Source organism: Sphaerisporangium melleum, assembly GCF_014646695.1.
GTDB classification, from domain to species: Bacteria; Actinomycetota; Actinomycetes; order Streptosporangiales; family Streptosporangiaceae; genus Sphaerisporangium; species Sphaerisporangium melleum.
Map to the genome: position 1 here is coordinate 446 of NZ_BMNT01000074.1, position 18,296 is coordinate 18,741.

The window sequence follows — 18,296 nt, forward strand, 5'->3', positions numbered from 1 at the left end:
AGCTGCCCTACCGCCCGGGCCTGCTGACCCTGCAGCGCTGATCGGGTGACACGGGTCCTGCTCGGGTGTGCGGCCGCTCAGGTCGAGATCACCTCACGCGATCAGGACCAGATGGAAGGCTGAAGCGGCGGGCTCGGTACGACACCGAGCCCGCCGCGGTCATATCGAGGACCTGGCAGGGCGGAGATCGGCGTCCGCGAGCACCGCTACGCGAAGGCGACGCCGGAGCGGGACCTCAGTCCTCCCTGACCCTGATGATGGTCCTGCCGCGGGTCCGCCGGTCCGGGGCGAACGCGGAGGGCACCTCGGCGAGCGTCCGCACGGCTGCGATGATCGGCTTGAGCCGGCCGTCCCGGAGACGCTGGGCGAGGTCCGCGAGCCGGGCGCGATCAGGTTCGACGACGAAGAAGACCGCCCGCCCGTCCTTGGGCTGGACCTTGGGCGGCGCGGCGATGCTCACCAGCGTGCCACCGGCGCGCACGAACGCGGCCGAGCGGTCGAGGACGTCGCCGCCGATCACGTCGAACGCCACGTCGACCTCTCCGGCGTCCTCCAGTTGATCGGCCTGCAGGTCCAGGAAGACGTCCACGCCGAGACCGAGTGCGATGTCCCTGTCGGCGGCCCGGCCGGTGCCGATCACCCGCGCGCCCACCTCACGCGCGAGCTGCACCGCGATCGATCCGACGCTTCCCGCGGCGCCGTGGATCAGGACGGTCTGGCCCGCCGCGAGGCGGCCGTGGTCGAACAGGCCCTGCCATGCGGTCAGCCCGGAGATCGGCAGTGCGGCGGCCACGGTGTGGTCGATGTCCGCCGGCAGCGGGGCGAGGTTACGGGCCTCCACCGCGGTGTACTCGGCCAGTGAGCCGTCACGGGTCCAGTCGGCCAGTCCGAACACCCGCTGGCCGACGGTGAGGCCGGTGGTTCCGTAGCCCAGTGCGGCGACGACGCCCGACAGCTCATGTCCCGGTACGCTCGGCGTCCGGTCGCGGCCGGCGCGATCGGTCCATGTCGCCGGCCAGTCGAGCTCTCCGCGGGTGAACCCCGCAGCATGGACCCGCACGATGACGTCGTTCTCGCCGGCGTGGGGATAGGGCAGCTCCGTCAGGAAGAGCCCGTCTGCACCGGCGGCGCGGTCTCGAACGGCGATGGCTTGCATGGCGGGTTCCCCTCTGTGTGCGGTTTTCGAATTCGCGAAGCGAAGGTCGTCAGGAGGTGCGGCATGGCCTTGGGTGAGGTCCGGTCAGCTCGGCCAGGGTGAGCCGAGCATGCGCTCGACCGTCGTCACCCGGCGGAATCCGGGGATGAAGTGCTCGAGCACGTCGGAGTTCACCGTGCCGTTCGTGGTCTCGGGGCGGTTCTTGAGCCCCTCGAAATAGGTACGGAGAAACTCGTTCTTGAAGTCCCCGCGGGGGTGGACGGCGAGGATCTCGTCCAGTTGGTCTTTCGCCAGGCCGTCCAGCCCCAGACCGAGCACGTCGGTCAGGACGCCGAGGTACATGGTCGCGATCTCCGGGGCCATCCGGTCGGGGATGCCCGGCGTGGTGTGCAGCGCGATCGCCGTCCAGACGGTCTCGGCCGCGGCCGCGGAGAAACCCCGGCGCAGGAGGAACTCCCGCGCGTGGTCGGCGCCGTCCACCTCGAAGCGCTGCTCGACCTCGGAAAACGGGGTCAGCAGGCCGCTGTCGTGGAACATGGCCGCCAGGTAGAGCAACTCCGGGTCCGGGCGCACACCGAGCCGGTGCGCGTGGATGAGGCCGAAGAGGAAGACCCGGCGGGAGTGGTGGTAGATGAGCGGGGAGGTCGTCTTCTGGATGAGCGCCGTCGCTTCGGCGGCCGCCGCCGTCTCGGGTATCTCCAACCCCGCGATGATCTCTGGCATGGTCTCTGGCTTTCCGGAAGGTGTGTCGGTCGTGGACCGGGTGTCCGACTTCCATGCTCCGCCCCGACCGGCGTGCGCCGCCGCCTTCGTCCGGCCAGGAATCACCTATATCCGGACATGGGAGGGGGACTGCCGTTCCGGCCGCCGGGTGACCGATCCCGCCCACGAGGAGTGTGCTACCAATGAAACGGTGTCCGTGCCTCCTGCGTCGCCGGCCCGGCGCTGGTCAGCGCCGCCAGGGCCCGGCCATCCATCGCGCGGATCCGGCCCCGGAGGGACCGGCGCGGTGAACACCGCTCCCCACCGCGTCGCCATCCTCGTCTACGACGGCGTGACGTTGCTGGACCTCGCCGGTCCGGCGGAGGTGTTCAAGGAGGCGAACCGCTTCGGCGCCGGCTACCGGATCATGCTGCTGTCGCCGGCCGGTGCGGACGTCACGTCGAACCTCGGAGTCCGGATCGCGGTCGACGGCGCCGTCTCCGCCGACCCGGCTCCGGACACGTTACTGGTGGCCGGGTCGGACATCTATCCGCGCACCCCTGTCCCCGGCGACCTGGCGGACGCCGCCCGGCTGCCGGCGGCCGTGGCGGGGCGGGTCGTGTCGATCTGCACCGGGGCGTTCATCCTCGCCGCCGCCGGTCTCCTCGACGGCAAGCGCGCGACCACGCACTGGCAGGTCGCGCACGAGCTCGCCGTCCGGTGTCCGACCTGCCGCGTCGAGCCCGACGCGATCTACGTTCGCGACGGAACCACGTACACCTCGGCAGGGGTGACGGCCGGCATCGACCTCGCGCTCGCTCTCGTCGAAGAGGACCACGGGCCCGACCTGGCGCGCGACGTCGCCCGCGCCCTGGTGGTGTACATGCAGCGTGCGGGCGGGCAGTCGCAGTTCTCGGCACCGCTGCAAGGACCGCCGCCCCGCTCGCCGGCCCTCCGCGAGATCACCGACGTGGTGACGGCGAACCCCGGCGGGGACCACTCGCTCGGTGAACTCGCGAGACGTCTCAACATGAGCACCCGGCACCTCACCCGGCTGTTCCGCGACGACCTGTCCACCACGCCCGCCCGCTACGTGGAGAACATCCGATTCGACCTGGCCAGGGCGCTGCTCGACCAAGGACACTCCGCGACGCGGGCCGCGACCCTCGCGGGCTTCCCCAGTTACGAGAGCATGCGACGGGTTTTCGCCAGGAAGCTGGCGATCAGCCCGGCCGCCTACCAGCGCCGGTTCAGGACGACCCGTCGCGCCGGCGACACCGAGCCCGGGCAAGAGGCGACTCGGCGGGGCGTCCCGGCCACGCCCGGCCGCCGCCTCGGATGAGGACGCCGGCGCGTGGGGTGCGATCAGCTGGGCTGGCCGGTGGGCATGATCGTGACCTGCTGGAAGTTGACGCGTGCCGGCTGGGAGGCGATGAAGCCGATGGTGTGGGCGATGTCCTCCGCCGTCAGCCACTCCATCGTCTCCTTGGCGCCCGACAGCCAGTCCAGCGCACCTGGGTCGGTGACATGGTCCTGCAGTTCCGTACCGACGATGCCCGGCTCGATCGCGGAGACCCGGACGTTCTTCGGGCCCAGCTCCACCCGCAGGTGCCGGGACAGGTGCGTGACGTAGGCCTTGGTCGCCGCGTACACGGCGAAGTTCGGGAAGAGGCTCTGCGCGGCGATCGAAGAGGTGTTGATCAGGTCGCCGACGCCACGTTCGGCGGCCGCCTGGACCAACTGCGGAACGAACGCGCCGATGACGTTCATCAGGCCGGTGACGTTCAGGTCGATCTGATGCTGCCACTGGTCGACGGCCAGCTCCTCGATCGGGGCCGGGAGCATCACACCCGCGTTGTTGAACAGCAGGTCCGCGCCACCGAGGTCGCTTTTGACCCGGTCGGCGGCGGCACGCACGGCCTGGACGTCGGTCACGTCCGCGGCGATCGCCAGCGCGGTGCCGCCGTTCTCCGCGATACGCGAGACCAGCTCGGCGAGGCGCTCCTCGCGCCGGGCCAGCACGGCGACCTTCGCTCCCAGCGATGCCAGGTGTTCGGCGGTCGCTTCCCCGATTCCGCTGGACGCGCCGGTGACCACGGCGACACGGCCGGCGAGCGGGGCGGTAGAGGTCTGCGAGGTCATCTGAGGTACCTCCCGGTGATTCTCTGAGGGCGGTCCGCTCATCCGGGCCACTGATTCGGCACACCATGGCCGGACCGGCCGTGCAGGACACCAGCCGCACGCGAAGACTGATACCGACAAAACTACCCAAAGCCATGCATAACGCACACGAGGATCTCTGGGTGCGGTCAGGGCCAGTTGGAGTCGGGGTCGATGCGTTCGACGACGCGCCGGCCGATCTCGGGTATCTCCGCCACCTGGTCGGCGGTCAGGACATCGAAGATGAAGTGCCGCACCGCCCGGACGTGCCCCGGAGCGGCCGCCACCACCTGTGCCCACCCGGCGTCGGTCAGCACCGCGTTGGTGTACCGGCCGTTGTCCGGGCAGGGCTCACGGCGGACCCAGTCACGCTGCTCAAGGCGCTTGACCACGTTGGACAGGCGCGACAGAGAACCGTTGACGATCGTCGCGAGCTCGCTCATCCGCATGGTCCTGCTCTCCGCCATGGACAGCGCGGAGAGCACGAAGTACTCGAACATCGTCAGCCCGGAGTCGCGCTGCAACTGGGCGTCGAGGACCGCGGGGAGCTTCAGCATCATCCCGCCCAGGGCGATCCACGCCCGCTGCTCGGCCGGGCTCAGCCAGCGCGGCTCCTCACCGGAGGCGTCGTCGAGGTCGGCGGCGGGCTCATGCACGCACTCAGTGTACGAGCGGCTTCAGCCGTGAAGTGAACCCTCCTCCGGCGCTGCAAGCTCGAACGTTGTGCTACTTTCGTGCTGAGTTCAAGCTTGAAGTGAGATGGGAAGGGGTCCCATGAGCGACCGGAAGATCATCGCGGTGGTGGGTGCGACCGGTGCCCAGGGCGGCGGGCTGGTCCGCGCGATTTCGGCCGACCCGAGTGGCGGGTTCTCGGCGCGAGCGCTGACCCGCGACGCCGGCTCGGAGCGGGCGAAGGAGTTGGCCGCGCTCGGCGCGGAGGTGGTCGAGGCGGACCTCGATGACGAGACCGCCCTGCGCGGCGCGTTCGACGGCGCGCACGGCGCCTTCGTGGTGACCAACTTCTGGGAGCCGCGCACGGAGGAGGACCAGCGGCGTCGCAGCGCATCCCAGCGAGAGCTGAGCCAGGCCGCCAACGCCGCGCGGGCGGCCAAGGAGGCCGGCACGCGGCACGTGATCTGGTCGACCCTGCCCGACACCCGCCCGTACTTCCCGGCCGGCGACCAGCAGGCCGCGACCTTCGACGGCGGGTACAAGGTGCCGCACGCCGATGGCAAGGCCGAGGCCAACCGATTCTTCGCCGAGTCCGGCGTGCCCACCACCTACCTGCAGGCCAACGTCTACTACGAAGCGTTCCTGGACCCCTCCCTCTTCGGCCCGCGCCGCGACGAGCAGGGCCGTCTGGTGCTCGCGCCGGGATTCGCCGACGCGCGGGTGGCCGCGCACGCCGCGGAGGACCTCGGCAGGACCGCCTACGGCATCTTCCGGAAGGGCGAGGCGATGGCCGGGCGGGCCGTGAGCGTCGCAGGCTCCATCCTCACCGGGGCGCAGTACGCCGAGGCGCTGACCAAGGCGCTCGGGGAGCCGGTGGCGTACCTGCCGACCGGCCCCGACACGGTCCGGGCGGCCGGGTTCCCCGGCGCGGAGGAGGTGGCGAACATGCTCGCCTACTTCGTCGCGGCGGAATCCGACATCGCACGCCTCGTCGACGAGGACCTGCTGCACGAGCTCAACCCACGCCTGCAGTCCTTCGACACCTGGCTCCGCGGCCGGCCGGCGGATCTCACCATCCGCTGACCCGGCGGCCGGGTCAAGGACGCCTCCGCGCGGTGGCCCCGAAGCGCCCGTCCAGCGCCACCGGTCGCTCCGGCAACGACGCCACTCTGAGATGGCCCACCTTGAGGAGGAACTCCTCGTTGCCGGACGGCGCGCTGATGAAGAGCGGCCGGCAGCCGGCCGGCGTCACGCACCTGCGGTACGAGCAGGGAGCACAGTCGCCGAACAATGCAGAAGGCCGGTTCCACCTGGAGGAACCGGCCTTTCAGCTGGTACTGCCGGGTCGGGGCGGCGGCATTTGAACTGACGGCCTCTTCGTCCCGAACCGCATACTCACCGGCGACGCGTGGCGTTAGGCTGCAAGCATGCGTGATCTTGGTGACGATCCCCGCCCCGTTCGCGGCGTGGTACGGCAGGTGTACGACATCGAGAGGGCGGCGGCCCTGGAATACTCCCCGAACTTGGACGGCCTGGCCGATCCCGGCGAGATCGTATGGGCCTGGGTACCGTACGAGGAGGACGCCACGCGTGGCAAGGACAGGCCCCTGCTGCTCGTCGGCCGTCATGGGCGCCGGCTGTTGGGCATGCTGTTGTCCAGTCGCGACCCCGGGCCCGACCAGGATGACTGGCTGGAGCTCGGCTCCGGCACCTGGGATCGCGAGGGCCGGGTCTCCTACCTGCGGGTGGACCGGGTTTTCGAACTCGACGAGGACGGCATCCGTCGTGAGGGCTCCATCCTTGACCGGGCCAGATTCGCCCGTGTCGCCACAGTCCTGCATCAACGCTACGGCTGGTCATTCGCCTAGAACCTCTACACGGAGGCGATGTCGGAGGCCACGAGGAAGGCGCTCAAGCGTCCGGGGAAGACCCTCGACGGGGCGTAGGGCGGCGTTGCCGTACTTCGCCGCTGTACGGACAGCAGAAGGGCCACTTGCGATGATCGCAAGTGGCCCTCTGTCTGGGTCGGGGTGGCGGGATTTGAACCCACGGCCTCTTCGTCCCGAACGAAGCGCGCTGCCAAGCTGCGCTACACCCCGGTGCACTTGTTCGTGCTCGCATGAGTCTAGCGGACTTTGGCAGTGGGTGCGTCATCCAGATCCGCTCGAGCGGGCAGGGGGTTTGGAAGATCAGGAGCGGGCGGGACGGCGGGGGACGAGGGTCAGCAGGGTGGCCTCCGGCGGGCAGGAGAAGCGCACCGGGGCGTACGGGGAGGTGCCCAGGCCGGCCGAGACGTGCAGCCACGCCGAGTCGTGGCGGTGCAAGCCCTTCACGCGGGCGCGGTCGATGCCGCAGTTGGTGACCAGGGCGCCGTAGAAGGGGATGCAGAGCTGGCCGCCGTGGGTGTGGCCGGCCAGGAGGAGCTGGTAGCCGTCGTCGGCGAAGCGCGACATGTTGGCGGGCTCAGGGGAGTGCATGACGCCCAGGCGCAGGTCGGCGTCGGCGGGGGCCGGGCCGGCGATCTCGTCGTACCGGTCGCGGTTGATGTGCGAGTCGTGGATGCCGCCCACGTGCACGTCCAGGTCGCCGAGCTTGACCCGGGCCGTGGCGTTGTTCATGTCGTGCCATCCGGCGGCGGTCATGCTCTCGCCCAGCTCGGTCCACGGCAGGTTGGGTATGTGCTGCCGGGTGGTCTTGGAGGAGCTCCACAGGTAGCGAGCGGGGTTCTTCGGCCGGGGGGCGTACAGGTCGTTGGAGCCGTAGACGAACAGGCCGGGACGGGCCAGCAGGGGCTCGACCGCGCGCAGGTACGCCGGGACGGCGTCGGGGTGGGCGATGGTGTCGCCGGTGTTGACCACCAGGTCGGGGTTGAGCGCGTCCAGGGACCGCACCCAGTCGATCAGGCGGGTGCGCCCGGGGGTGAGGTGCAGGTCGGAGATGTGCAGGATGCGCACCGGCCGCCTGCCCGGGTCGAGGACCGGCACGTCGAACCGGCGCAGCCGGAACCAGTTGCGTTCGATCACCGAGGCGTAGCCGAGCCCGGCGACGCCGAGACCGAGCAGGGACAGGGGTATGGCGGCAGCTTTCCTCACCGTTCAATGATGCCCGAGGGTGCGCCGTTGTGGCCGCACTGGCCGAAGGTGGGCACTCCGGAGCCGCGCCGGGCGATGGACGCTCGTGGGGTGCCGGGGGGAAATGGCGGCGAGCGGGGTGCGGGGACACGGCAAGATGGTGGTCATGACTGCTATGAAGGACACGCTGAAGGCCGACCTCACGACGGCGATGAAGGCCCGTGACGAGGTCCGGACCCGGACGCTGCGCATGGCCCTCGCCGCCGTGACCACCGAGGAGGTCGCGGGCAAGTCGGCGCGCGAGCTCTCCGATGACGAGGTCGTGAAGGTGCTGACCAAGGAGGCCAAGAAGCGCAAGGAGGCGGCGGAGGCGTTCGCCGGCGCCGGGCGGACCGAGCAGGCGCAGGCCGAGCTGGACGAGCAGGCGGTGCTGGAGGCGTACCTCCCGGCGCAGTTGAGCGACGAGGAGCTCGACCGGCTCGTGCAGGAGGCCATCGCCGAGAGCGGCGCCGAGGGGCCGAAGGCGATGGGGCAGGTCATGAAGGTCCTCACGCCCAAGATCGCCGGCCGGGCCGAGGGTGGCCGGGTCGCCCAGGTCGTCCGCACCCGCCTGGCCGGCTGACGCGCCGCCCGCCGGCCGGATGGCCGGTGAGGCGTGGCGGAGACGAGAAGTGCCCTTCCCGTTGGGGGAAGGGCACTTCTCGTAGGTGGTCAGTTGTTCGGGGTGATCGGGGTGACCGGGTTGATGTCGGTCCCCCGGTTGCCGCCGCCGCGGTTGCCCCGGCCGTTGCCGCCATGGCCGCCGGGCGGCGCCGCCACGTCGTCCGGACCGCCGTTGTCGGTGGGGACGGGGAACCCGGTGCCGTTGTTCTCGATGGGGTCCTTCTTGGGCGGCTTGGGCGCGCAGCCGTTGCTGCAGCCGCCGAAGCGGTCCATGTCCGGCGCCACGAAGGACGAGGGCTCGATGTCGCGCAGTGCGTCGAGCATCGTGGCCTTCCAGATCTGGCCGGAGATCGTCGCGCCGAACACCTCGCCGTAGTACCGGCCGCCGATGGTGACGCTGCGCAGCGGGTGGGTGTAGGAGCCGCGCGGGTCGCCCAGGCTGACCGCACCCGCCAGGTCGGGGGTGTACCCGGCGAACCAGGCGGTCATCGAGTCGTCGGTGGTGCCGGTCTTGCCGGCGGCGTCCCGGCCGATGCCGCCCACGCCGCGCATCGTGCCCTTGGTGAACACCCCGGAGAGGATGTCGGACACCGCGTCGGCGATCTCCTCTTCGAGGGCCTGCCTGCAGCTCGGCTTGAACTCGGTCGTCTTGCCGTTGCGGTCGGTGATCGAGGTGATCGCCATCGGCTCGCAGTACTTCCCGCGCGCGCCGAACGTCGCGTACGCGCTGGCCACGGTCACCGGGTCCATCTCGTTCACGCCGAGGGTGAAGGTCTCGACCTCCGACAGCTTGCGGCCGTCGGCGCGCTTGATGCCGAGGTCCTTGGCGGTCTTGACGACGTCGCAGAGCCCGACCTTGCGCTCCAGGGCGAGGAAGAAGGTGTTCACCGAGCCCCAGGTGCCGGTCTGCAGGGTCTTGAAACCGCCGCCGCCCTCGGAGTTGTGCGCGACGTGGTCCGGGGCACCGACGTTCTGGCCCTTGCAGTTCTTGAAGTCGCTGTATCCGTTGGCCTGGAAGGAGCTGCCGGAGTTGATGCCGTCGCCGAACTTCATGCCCTCCTTGAGGGCGGTGGTCAGCGTGAAGACCTTGAACGTCGAGCCCGCCTGGAAGCCGGTTCCGCCGCCGTGCGCGGCGTCGGCGACCAGGTTGTAGGTCGACTGGTTCTTCTTCTTGCTGCGGCCGTACTTGCGGCTCGCGGCCATGGCCTTGATCATGCCGGTGCCCGGCTCGATCAGCGCTTCGGCGGCGACCGGCTTGTCGGAGGCGTAGACCCACTTCTTGATCGCCTTGTCGGCGGCCTTCTGCATCTTGGTGTCGAGCGTGGTCCTGATGGTCAGGCCGCCCCGGTTCAGGAACTCCTGCCGGGCCTTCGGGGTCTTGCCGAACTGCGGGTCGTTGCGAATCTCGTTCTGCACGTACATGCAGAAGTACGGGTAGTCGCTTTCTTCGCAGCCGCCGGGAATGTCCTTGTCCTTGAAGACGAGCTTCTTGGCCTTGGCCTCGGTCGCCTGGTCAGGAGTGATCTTCTTCAGCTCGGCCATGCGGTCGAGCACGGTGTTGCGGCGGGCCAGCAGGGCCGCCTTGTGCTGCTTGCCCAGGTTCGGGTCGGTGGCGTTGGGGTTCTGCACGGCGCCGGCCAGCGTCGCGGCCTCTTCGAGGCTCAGCTTGGACGCCGGCTTGTCGAAGAACCGCTTGGCCGCGGCCTGGATGCCGTACGCGCTCGCGCCGAAGTAGGCGATGTTGAGGTAGCGCTCGAGGATCTGGTCCTTGGTGTACTTCTTCTCGATGCCCATGGCGTACCGCAGCTCGTTGAGCTTGCGGGAGACCGTCGGCGCGATGGCCGCGAGCTGCTCTTCCTTGGTCTCGGCCTTGTTCAGCAGCACCTGCTTGACGTACTGCTGGGTGATCGAGGAGCCGCCCTGGGAGACGCCGCCCGACTGGAGGTTCTTCATCATCGCGCGGGTGAAGCCCTCGAGGTCGAGGGCGCCGTGCTGGTAGAAGCGGAAGTCCTCGATGGCTATGATCGCTTCGCGCATGACCGGGGCGACCTTGTCCAGGGGCACCGACTCGCGGTTCTGGTAGTAGAACTGCGCGATCAGCTTGCCCTTGGCGTCGCGGATCTCGGTCTTCTCCGGCAGGTCGGGTTCGTCGAGCTGTTCGGGGTTGAGGTCGAGCACGTCAGAGGCGCTCTTGACCCCCACGCCCGCGCCGCCCACGGCGGGCAGGGCGACGGCCGCGGCAAGCACGCCCGCGGCGACGGCGGCGGCGATGAGCCGCACGAGGTTCGCGACTACGGATCCAGGACCTTTGCCTTGAGCTTGCACAAGGTCCAGGGTATGCCGAACCACTGACTCAATAGGTACCCAATGTCCATATCGCATTGACCCGCCGACTACCCGCGCGGGGGAGGACTAGTCATTCCCGGCCACATGGCCTGACATGACCATGTGGGAAATTGACCCGCCCGGGGGCTGTCGGGCCGAACGTCTGGTTGCGTACGTTCTCCTCTGCGGCAACTGAATAAGGAGGCTCGACGCCCGCGCCCGTCGGCCGCCAAGTGACGACTGACCACCTATAGGGGAGTGGGGTCGAAATGTGGATCACGGATTGGACCTCCCGTGCCGCCTGTCGAGGTGCGGATCCTGACGCGTTGTTCGTGCAGGGTGCCGCCCAGAACAGGGCGAAGCTGATCTGCCGAGGATGCCCGGTCCGTACGGAATGCCTCGCGGATGCACTGGACAATCGCATCGAGTTCGGGGTCTGGGGCGGGATGACCGAGCGGGAGCGGCGAGCGCTGCTCCGTCGGCGACCGGAGGTCACCTCCTGGCGCGACCTGCTGGAGGTCGCGAAGGAGCAATACGAGCGGACCAACGAGTTGATCGCCGGCTGAGTCCAGGGGGCCGGGGCGGTCGCCTCGGGCCCGGCATGGCGGTGCAGGGGGCTGATCACGGGCCCCCTGACTCATGTCAGGGGCCGATCGGGGTTCCTCGGCCCAGATGGCTCAGATGGCTCTGCCACCTGTCTGCCGGCCGGTCAGGTCCTCGCGACCATGCCCGCGGGTGGCCGAGCCGTGCGATCAACGGACGGCACCGGATTTCGAGGTGTCAGCAGGCGTCAGGACGCGAGGAGTTCACCGATCTCGCGCAGACCCACGAGGTCGTGGACGTCCTCCGGCATCGCGAGCACCTCGGCGATCGGCACGGTGGGGTGGGCCGACGCGAAGTGCTCCTGTTCCCGGTGCTCGCGCGCGGCGAGCTGCATGCGTCCGGCGTGCAGCCGCAACACGGCGGCCGTGAGGTCATGCTCGCCGCGCGCCTCCAGGTCCTCGGCGGCCGCCGTGCTGCGGGCGGCCGAGAGGGCCGGGGCGGGCGAGCGGTGCACCCGGTTGACCACCAGACCCGCCAGCGGCATGCGCTCTTCGGCGAGCCGCTCCACGAAGTACGAGGCCTCCCGCATGGCGTCCCTCTCGGGCGCGGCCACGACGAGGAACGCGGTGCCGGGAGCCTGGAGCAGACGGTACGTCTGCTCCGCGCGCTGCCTGAAGCCGCCGAAGACGGCGTCCAGGGCGGCGACGAAGGTCTGGATGTCCTTGAGGAACTGCGCGCCCAAGATCTTGGTCATCGCCCCGGCCACCAGGCCGAAACCCGCGTTGAGCAGCTTGAACGCGCTGCGTCCTCCGGCCTTGGCCGGGGCCATGAGGATTCTGATCAGCCGCCCGTCCAGGAACCGGCCGAGCCGTTCCGGGGCGTCGAGGAAATCCAGCGCCGAGCGCGACGGGGGCGTGTCGACGATGATCAGATCCCACTCGTCCGACCGGCGGAGCTGGCCGAGCTTCTCCATCGCCATGTACTCCTGCGTGCCGGAGAAGCTGGACGACAGCGACTGGTAGAAGGGATTGGTGAGGATCTGCCGGGCGCGCTCGGGGTCGGCGTGCGCCTCGATGATCTCGTCGAAGGTCCGCTTCATGTCGAGCATCATGGCGTGCAGCTCGCCCGGCCCCTCGACGCCGGTCACCACCCGCGGGGTGTTGTCCAGCTCGGTGAGCCCCATCGACTGGGCCAGGCGCCGCGCCGGGTCGACGGTCAGCACGACGACGCGACGGCCGCGTTCGGCCGCCCGCAGCCCGAGCGCCGCAGCGGTCGTGGTCTTGCCCACGCCGCCCGAGCCGCAGCACACCACGATGCGGGTGCCCGGGTCGTCCAGGACGGCGTCGATGTCCAGGATCGGCGAGGTACGGCGGTGTCCGTCGGCGGTCGTGGCGGTGGCGGTCATCACGCTGCTCCCTGGGCGCGCATCGCTTCGGCGAGTTCGTACAGCCCCGCGAGGTCGGCCCCTTCGGGCAGGAGGGGAAGCTCGTACCGCGGTGTCCCGGCCTCGGCCAGCGACCGCCGCTCGCGCTGCTCCAGGACGGTGCGCAGTGCGTGCTCCTTGACCTCCGCGGCCAGCGCCCCGGCGATCGACGGCACGCCGCCCCCGCCGTCGGCCAGGCCGGCCGCCTTGAGCCCGAGGGCCAGCTCGCCGGGGTCGAACCCGCCCTCGGCAGCCGCCTCCAGGACGGCCGCCGGCAGCAGCTCGGGCCGCACCATGTTGATGAAGACGCCGCCGACGGGCAGCTTGGCCTCGCGCAGGCTCTCGACGCCGTCCAGGGTCTCCTGGACCGGCATCTCCTCCAGGAGCGTGACGAAGTGCACGGCGGTCTCAGGGGAGGCGACGACCCCGCGGACCAGGTCGGCGTGGTTCTTCACCGGGCCGATGCGGGCGAGCCCGGCGACCTCGGCGGTCACGTTCAGGAAGCGGGTGATCCGCCCGGTGGGCGGCGCGTCCATCACGACGGCGTCGTACGCCCGCCTGCCCGACTTGTCGCGGCGGCGCACGGCCTCGCTCGTCTTCCCGGTGACCAGCACGTCGCGCAGGCCGGGGGCGATGGTGGTCGCGAAGTCCACCAGCCCGATCTTGTTCAGCGCCTTGCCGGCCCGGCGCATGCCGTAGAACATCTCGACATATTCGAGCATGGCCTCTTCGGGGTCGATGGCGAGCGCGTACACATCGCCGCCGTCAGGGGCCACGGCGATCTTGCGTTCCTCGTACGGCAGGGGCGGGGTGTCGAAGACCTGGGCGATGCCCTGGCGTCCCTCCACCTCGACCAGCAGCACCTTCCGGCCGCCCGCCGCCAGGGCGAGGGCCAGCGCGGCGGCCACGGTCGTCTTGCCCGTGCCGCCCTTGCCGGTCACGACGTGGAGTCGTACGCCGTCCCAATCGGTGTCGCGAGCGCTCACGCTTGCAGGCTACCCAACGGTCACTTTCCGATTCACAGCCCGCCCTCCAGGTGGGCAAGCTGGGACGCAGGTCACATCCCGGCGTGGTCGAGGTTGTCCACAACCGTGGCCGGCGGGCGGCGGGAGGAGGTGTGGCCCGTCTACAGTTCCACCCATGAAGCGCTACGAATATGCGACGGTTCCTCTGCTGACGCATGCGACCAAGCAGATCCTCGACAACTGGGGCGAGGACGGCTGGGAGCTCGTCACGGTCATTCCGGGGCCCAACCCCGAGCAGCTCGTCGCCTACCTGAAGCGGGAAAAGATATGAGCACGCCCGAGGAGCGTCTGGCGGAGCTCGGGCTCACGCTGCCCGAGGTCGTCAAGCCGGTCGCCGCGTACGTGCCCGCCGTGCGCACCGGTGACCACGTGTACGTCTCCGGGCAGATCCCCTTGGAGAACGGCAAGCTCGGCCCCACCGGCAAGGTCGGCGCCGAGGTGACGCTCGAGGAGGCAACGCGGCAGGCGCGGGTGTGCGCGCTGAACGCCATCGCCGCCGCGGCCCAGGCCGCGGGCGGTCTGGGGAACATCGTGCGCATCGTCAAGGTCGTCGGCTTCGTGGCGAGCGCGCCCGGGTTCACCGATCAGCCGAAGGTCGTCAACGGGGCGAGCGAGTTGCTCGGCGAGGTCTTCGGGGAGGCGGGCCGGCACGCGCGCAGCGCCGTCGGCGTGGCGGCCCTGCCGCTCGACGTCCCGGTCGAGGTGGAGCTCATCGCCGAAGTGCGCTAGCCCTGCTTCCACGGTGGCCGGCCACGGCTCGCCGCGGGCGTCCTGGCGGGCGTGACGGGGTGCGGGCCGCGCGTCGGCCGCCGGTTCGGCCCGCACCCCGTCACGGCGGGCTCGGCTCCACGCGGTCGTGGCGCCGGCCTTCGCACGGGTGTCCGGTCACGCACCGGACACCCGCCGAAACACCCGGTCTCGGCGGCGGCCGTCGGCTCCCGGTCGATGACCGTCGATGGTCGCGCCGATCGACGTCGCTGCCGGGCGGCCGCGGCGGCGGATCTTCGCGTACGTACCGCACGGAGGTGGCATGAACGGCATTCCGCTCCCCGGAGAGCTGGGCGAGCGTGCTCGCGCGATCCTCTCTGGGCAGATCTTCCCTGTGCCCGCCAGGGACGCCGCCACCGTCGTGCTGCTCCGCGGTCACCCCGGCGGCGGTGTTCCCGTGCCCGGCACCGAGGCGGCCGGCGACTCCGCCGATGCGGCGGGTGCCGTGACGGGTGACTCGGCCGCCGCCGGAGCCGGGCGCGGCGAGGGCGCAGCCCCTGGTGAGGCGGGTCGTTCCGGGGCGATCGAGGTGTACATGCTGCGGCGGGCGGCGAGCATGGCCTTCGCCGCGGGCGCGTACGTCTTCCCGGGCGGTTCGGTGGACCCGCGGGACGCCGACCATGCCATCGCCTGGGCGGGGCCGTCGCCCGAGGTCTGGGGCCGGGTCTTCGGGGCCGAGACCGCCACCGCCCGTGGCCTGGTCTGCGCGGCGGTCCGCGAGACCTTCGAGGAGTCGGGGGTCCTGCTCGCCGGCCCGAGCCCGGACACGCTGGTCGCCGACACCACCGGGGACGATTGGGAGGCCGACCGACTGGCGCTCGTGGAGCGGCGGCTGTCACTGGCCGACTTCCTGAACCGGCGAGGTCTGGTGCTGCGCGCCGACCTGCTGCGGCCGTGGGCGCACTGGATCACGCCGGAGGTCGAGCGCAAGCGGTTCGACACGAGGTTCTTCGTGGCCGCCATGCCGCCCGGGCAGCGCACCCGGGACGTGGGCGGCGAGGCGGACGAGGTCGCCTGGCTGCGGCCCGCTCAGGCTCTCGAACGGGCGAAGAACGGGGAGATCCTCCTGATGCCTCCCACTTTCCGCACCTTGACGGAGATTTCGGCATTCGGGGAGGTGAACGCGGTGCTGGCGTGCGACCGCGAGCTCGTGACCTTCCAGCCGCGGGCCGCCGAGGTGGACGGCGAGATGTGGCTGGTCATCCCGGACGACGATTATCGTGTGCCATGAGCGGTCTGCACATCCCCCTGGAAGGGCCGGACGGCGCCGGCACCGCGCGCGCCACCAACCTCCTGGCGCCGAACGCCTCCCCGATGACGCTCGACGGCACCAATACCTGGATCATCGCCGAGCCCGGTGCGCAGACGGTCCTGGTGGTGGACCCCGGCCCGGACGACGAGGGGCACCTGCGGCGGGTGGCGGACCATCTGGCCGGCCGGCGCGTGGCGGCGATCCTCCTCACCCACGGCCACCACGATCACAGCGGTGGGGCCCGGCGGTTCGCCGAGCTGACCGGCGCGCCGGTGCGCGCGCTCGACCCCCGGCACGTCCTCGGCGACGAGGGGCTCACGGACGGTGACGTCGTCACGGCCGGAGACCTGGAGCTTCGAGTGATCGGCACGCCCGGCCACTCGTTCGACTCGCTGTGCTTCTGGCTGCCGGGCGACGCCGCCATGCTGACCGGCGACACGGTCCTCGGCCGCGGTACGACGGTGATCGCGCCGGACGGCGATCTCGGGGACTATCTGCGCAGCCTCGACCGGCTGCGGGCGGGCGCCGAGATGACGGCCGCCCGGGTGCTACTGCCGGGGCACGGCTCTCCGCTGCCGGAGCCGCTCGCGGCGCTCGACGGCTACATCGCCCACCGGCGCGAGCGTCTGGAGCAGATCAGGCAGGCCCGGCGGGCGGGGGCGAGGACTCCGCAGGAGATCGTCCGCGTCGTGTACGCCGAGGTTCCCGAGCATCTGTGGCCCGCGGCCGAGATGTCGGTGCGCGCTCAGCTCGCCTACCTCGAGGAGCGGCAGGCCTAGGCAGGATGGGCGGGGGAACACCGCGCCCGGGCCGGCAGCGGTGCCACGGCGCGGCCGGAGCCGGCGGTGCGCGGCGCGGTCCGGGAGAGCCGCCGTCCAGACGGATGCCGGCGGCCTCGACCCGGTGTCCGGCCTGGCCTGAGCGGCCTGTGCTGAGTGGCCTGTGCTGAGCGGGCCTAACGCGACCGGGCGTGCAGGCGCTCGGCGTCCATGATCACAACGGCCTTCGCCTCGATGCGGAGCCAGCCGCGCTGGGCGAAGTCGGCGAGCGCCTTGTTCACCGTCTCGCGGGAGGCGCCGACGTACTGCGCCAGTTCCTCCTGGGTGAGGTCGTGGTGGACCCGCAGGCCCTCTTCGGTGCGCTGCCCGAACCGCTCGGCGAGGTCGAGGAGCGCCTTGCCCACCCGGCCGGGGACGTCGGTGAACACCAGGTCGGCCATGACGTCGTTGGTGCGGCGCAGGCGCTGCGCCAAGGCCCGGAGCAGGTGCAGGGCGACCTCGGGGCGGCCGGTCAGCCATGGACGCAGATCGTCGTGCCCCAGCCCGGCCAGCCGGACGTCCGTCAGGGCGATCGCGCTCGCCGTACGGGGCCTGGGGTCGAACAGCGACAGCTCGCCGAACATCTCGCTCGGGCCGAGCACGCTGAGCAGGTTCTCCCGGCCGTCCGGCGCGGTGCGGACCAATTTGATCTTACCGTCCAGCACCACGTAGAGCCGGTCGCCCGTCTCGCCCTCGCTGAACAGGGTCTGTCCCTTGTGAAGCTCTACTTCGGAAATGCCCGTGCGGAGCGCGGCGGCGCTCTCGCGGTCGAGCGCTGCGAACAAAGGGGCCTTTCCCAGCACGTCGTCGGTATTCACGGTGCCTCCTCGTCCAGTGGCCGTGCCACCACGACTGCGCGCCACACTTGGGATCGCGCTCGCTGCTAGACATTGTGACGTACTGCATCAAGGGGGTCGCATGGAGCCTCTCGCGCCGGCCGCCGGGGCACCCCGCGAGTGACAACCGCGGGGGCCGACCGGCGCCGGCAGGCCGGCCCGGCGAACGACCAGGATCCCGGCGAAGGCGTGCCGCCTGTCGCGCGGTCGACTCCGGCAACCCACGTGAGCTGCTGGTCGCGACGATCCTCACAGCGCAGTGTACGGACAAGAAGGTAAAAATAAGTACTTAGTGCTCTTTGGTGGACAGCGGACCCCTGGAGCCGGTCTCCTGCGGGTGATCGCCCGTGTGCTCAGCCGGCTCGCGGGTCCGCGCACGCACGCGGCGGCGCGGCGACCAGAGGCCGCCGCGCCGTGTCGTCGCGGATGTCGCGAAGGTCAGCTCGCGCTACAGGAGACCGTGGGCCAGGTGTAGTTGCCGTTGTGCTGGATGGTGACGCCCCAGTTGTTGCCGCTGCCGTTCGGCTTCGCGACCAGTTGCTGGGCGCTGGGGTAGCTGGCGCTGGTGTTCCAGGTGGACAGGACCTTCGCGGGGGACGGCACGTTCATCGTGACCGTCCAGTTGCTCGAACCCGACACCGAGACGTTGAGGTTGTACCGGTCGCTCCACTGCTGCCCGGCCGACAGGGTGGCGCTGCAGGAACCGCCACCGCCACCGCCACCTCCGCCGCCGTCACCGCCACCGCCGCCGGAGCCGCCGATGGTGATGTTGGAGCTGCCACTGCTCTGGTAACCCTCGGTCGCCAGGATCTGGTAGTCGTGGTTGCCGAGGCTCATCCCGTTCCGGGCCCAGGCGTCGAAGTGGTTGCCCGCCGTGATGGT

At 70.6% G+C, this 18,296-nt stretch carries 20 protein-coding genes and 1 tRNA gene; 10 read left to right on the forward strand and 11 right to left on the reverse strand.

Annotation, left to right across the window (positions count from 1 at the left end; translation table 11 throughout):
- Positions 1 to 235: 235 nt before the first annotated feature.
- Entirely contained in the window at positions 236 to 1,156 is a 921-nt protein-coding gene (locus IEY93_RS36265; protein WP_189167703.1) for an NADP-dependent oxidoreductase, read from the reverse strand.
- An 84-nt stretch (positions 1,157 to 1,240) separates the two neighbouring features.
- Positions 1,241 to 1,879, reverse strand: a complete 639-nt coding sequence (locus tag IEY93_RS36270) for an HD domain-containing protein (RefSeq protein ID WP_189167704.1) — start codon at positions 1,877 to 1,879, stop codon at positions 1,241 to 1,243.
- Between the two features lie 286 nt (positions 1,880 to 2,165).
- Between IEY93_RS36270 and IEY93_RS36275 the strand changes: the two genes are divergently transcribed.
- A complete protein-coding gene (locus IEY93_RS36275; RefSeq protein WP_189167705.1) occupies positions 2,166 to 3,200 on the forward strand; it encodes a GlxA family transcriptional regulator in 1,035 nt (344 codons plus the stop codon).
- Positions 3,201 to 3,223: 23 nt separating this feature from the next.
- Here the strand turns inward: IEY93_RS36275 and IEY93_RS36280 are convergent, their stop codons facing one another.
- Together IEY93_RS36280 and IEY93_RS36285 are read right to left on the reverse strand one after the other, a co-directional pair.
- Positions 3,224 to 4,000, reverse strand: coding sequence for an SDR family oxidoreductase (locus IEY93_RS36280; RefSeq protein WP_189167706.1), 777 nt, complete (start codon positions 3,998 to 4,000; stop codon positions 3,224 to 3,226).
- 167 nt (positions 4,001 to 4,167) lie between these two features.
- The gene (locus tag IEY93_RS36285; protein ID WP_203968760.1) at positions 4,168 to 4,674 is read right to left on the reverse strand and encodes a MarR family winged helix-turn-helix transcriptional regulator; all 507 of its coding nucleotides are present in this window, start codon (positions 4,672 to 4,674) and stop codon (positions 4,168 to 4,170) included.
- A 118-nt stretch (positions 4,675 to 4,792) separates the two neighbouring features.
- Here IEY93_RS36285 and IEY93_RS36290 point away from each other — a divergent pair, with 118 nt between their 5' ends.
- The 3 genes from IEY93_RS36290 (at position 4,793) to IEY93_RS36300 (ending at position 6,558) form a co-directional block, all read left to right on the forward strand.
- Entirely contained in the window at positions 4,793 to 5,773 is a 981-nt protein-coding gene (locus IEY93_RS36290) for an NmrA/HSCARG family protein (RefSeq protein WP_189167707.1), read from the forward strand.
- Between the two features lie 119 nt (positions 5,774 to 5,892).
- Entirely contained in the window at positions 5,893 to 6,054 is a 162-nt protein-coding gene (locus IEY93_RS36295) for a hypothetical protein (RefSeq protein ID WP_189167708.1), read from the forward strand.
- A 63-nt stretch (positions 6,055 to 6,117) separates the two neighbouring features.
- Positions 6,118 to 6,558, forward strand: coding sequence for a type II toxin-antitoxin system PemK/MazF family toxin (locus IEY93_RS36300; RefSeq protein WP_189167709.1), 441 nt, complete (start codon positions 6,118 to 6,120; stop codon positions 6,556 to 6,558).
- Positions 6,559 to 6,715: 157 nt separating this feature from the next.
- On the opposite strand, the gene IEY93_RS36305 is transcribed toward IEY93_RS36300, so the two are convergent.
- Together IEY93_RS36305 and IEY93_RS36310 are read right to left on the reverse strand one after the other, a co-directional pair.
- Positions 6,716 to 6,789, reverse strand: a tRNA-Pro gene (locus IEY93_RS36305).
- 90 nt (positions 6,790 to 6,879) lie between these two features.
- The gene (locus IEY93_RS36310) at positions 6,880 to 7,782 is read right to left on the reverse strand and encodes a metallophosphoesterase (RefSeq protein ID WP_189167710.1); all 903 of its coding nucleotides are present in this window, start codon (positions 7,780 to 7,782) and stop codon (positions 6,880 to 6,882) included.
- 145 nt (positions 7,783 to 7,927) lie between these two features.
- On the opposite strand from IEY93_RS36310, the gene IEY93_RS36315 reads away from it, so the two are divergent.
- Complete coding sequence (locus IEY93_RS36315) at positions 7,928 to 8,383, forward strand: GatB/YqeY domain-containing protein (RefSeq protein WP_189167711.1); 456 nt, start codon at positions 7,928 to 7,930, stop codon at positions 8,381 to 8,383.
- 89 nt (positions 8,384 to 8,472) lie between these two features.
- Here IEY93_RS36315 and IEY93_RS36320 read toward each other — a convergent pair whose 3' ends face one another.
- Entirely contained in the window at positions 8,473 to 10,704 is a 2,232-nt protein-coding gene (locus IEY93_RS36320) for a transglycosylase domain-containing protein (RefSeq protein ID WP_307837605.1), read from the reverse strand.
- 314 nt (positions 10,705 to 11,018) lie between these two features.
- On the opposite strand from IEY93_RS36320, the gene IEY93_RS36325 reads away from it, so the two are divergent.
- Positions 11,019 to 11,315, forward strand: a complete 297-nt coding sequence (locus IEY93_RS36325) for a WhiB family transcriptional regulator (RefSeq protein WP_189167713.1) — start codon at positions 11,019 to 11,021, stop codon at positions 11,313 to 11,315.
- A 224-nt stretch (positions 11,316 to 11,539) separates the two neighbouring features.
- Here the strand turns inward: IEY93_RS36325 and bagB are convergent, their stop codons facing one another.
- On the reverse strand, positions 11,540 to 12,697 hold the full coding sequence (gene bagB / locus IEY93_RS36330; RefSeq protein ID WP_189167714.1) for an ATPase BagB: 1,158 nt from the start codon (positions 12,695 to 12,697) through the stop codon (positions 11,540 to 11,542).
- A complete protein-coding gene (gene bagA / locus IEY93_RS36335; RefSeq protein ID WP_189167715.1) occupies positions 12,697 to 13,701 on the reverse strand; it encodes an ATPase BagA in 1,005 nt (334 codons plus the stop codon). The genes bagB and bagA overlap by 1 nt, the downstream gene beginning before the upstream one ends.
- A 154-nt stretch (positions 13,702 to 13,855) precedes the next feature.
- Between bagA and sp36 the strand changes: the two genes are divergently transcribed.
- From sp36 to IEY93_RS36355, 4 genes are all read left to right on the forward strand, one after another.
- Positions 13,856 to 14,011: a Sp36 family protein gene (sp36, locus tag IEY93_RS36340; RefSeq protein ID WP_189167716.1), complete on the forward strand. Its 156-nt coding sequence runs from the start codon at positions 13,856 to 13,858 to the stop codon at positions 14,009 to 14,011.
- Positions 14,008 to 14,469, forward strand: a complete 462-nt coding sequence (locus IEY93_RS36345) for a RidA family protein (protein ID WP_189167717.1) — start codon at positions 14,008 to 14,010, stop codon at positions 14,467 to 14,469. Before sp36 ends, IEY93_RS36345 begins: the two co-directional genes overlap by 4 nt.
- Before the next feature lie 301 nt (positions 14,470 to 14,770).
- Positions 14,771 to 15,739: an NUDIX hydrolase gene (locus IEY93_RS36350; RefSeq protein WP_189167718.1), complete on the forward strand. Its 969-nt coding sequence runs from the start codon at positions 14,771 to 14,773 to the stop codon at positions 15,737 to 15,739.
- Complete coding sequence (locus tag IEY93_RS36355) at positions 15,736 to 16,539, forward strand: MBL fold metallo-hydrolase (protein ID WP_189167719.1); 804 nt, start codon at positions 15,736 to 15,738, stop codon at positions 16,537 to 16,539. Before IEY93_RS36350 ends, IEY93_RS36355 begins: the two co-directional genes overlap by 4 nt.
- 176 nt (positions 16,540 to 16,715) lie before the next feature.
- On the opposite strand, the gene IEY93_RS36360 is transcribed toward IEY93_RS36355, so the two are convergent.
- Both IEY93_RS36360 and IEY93_RS36365 read right to left on the reverse strand, forming a co-directional pair.
- A complete protein-coding gene (locus IEY93_RS36360) occupies positions 16,716 to 17,396 on the reverse strand; it encodes a Crp/Fnr family transcriptional regulator (protein WP_189167720.1) in 681 nt (226 codons plus the stop codon).
- Positions 17,397 to 17,852: 456 nt separating this feature from the next.
- A partial coding sequence (locus IEY93_RS36365) for a glycoside hydrolase family 11 protein (RefSeq protein ID WP_189167721.1) occupies positions 17,853 to 18,296 on the reverse strand: 444 nt, incomplete at its 5' end.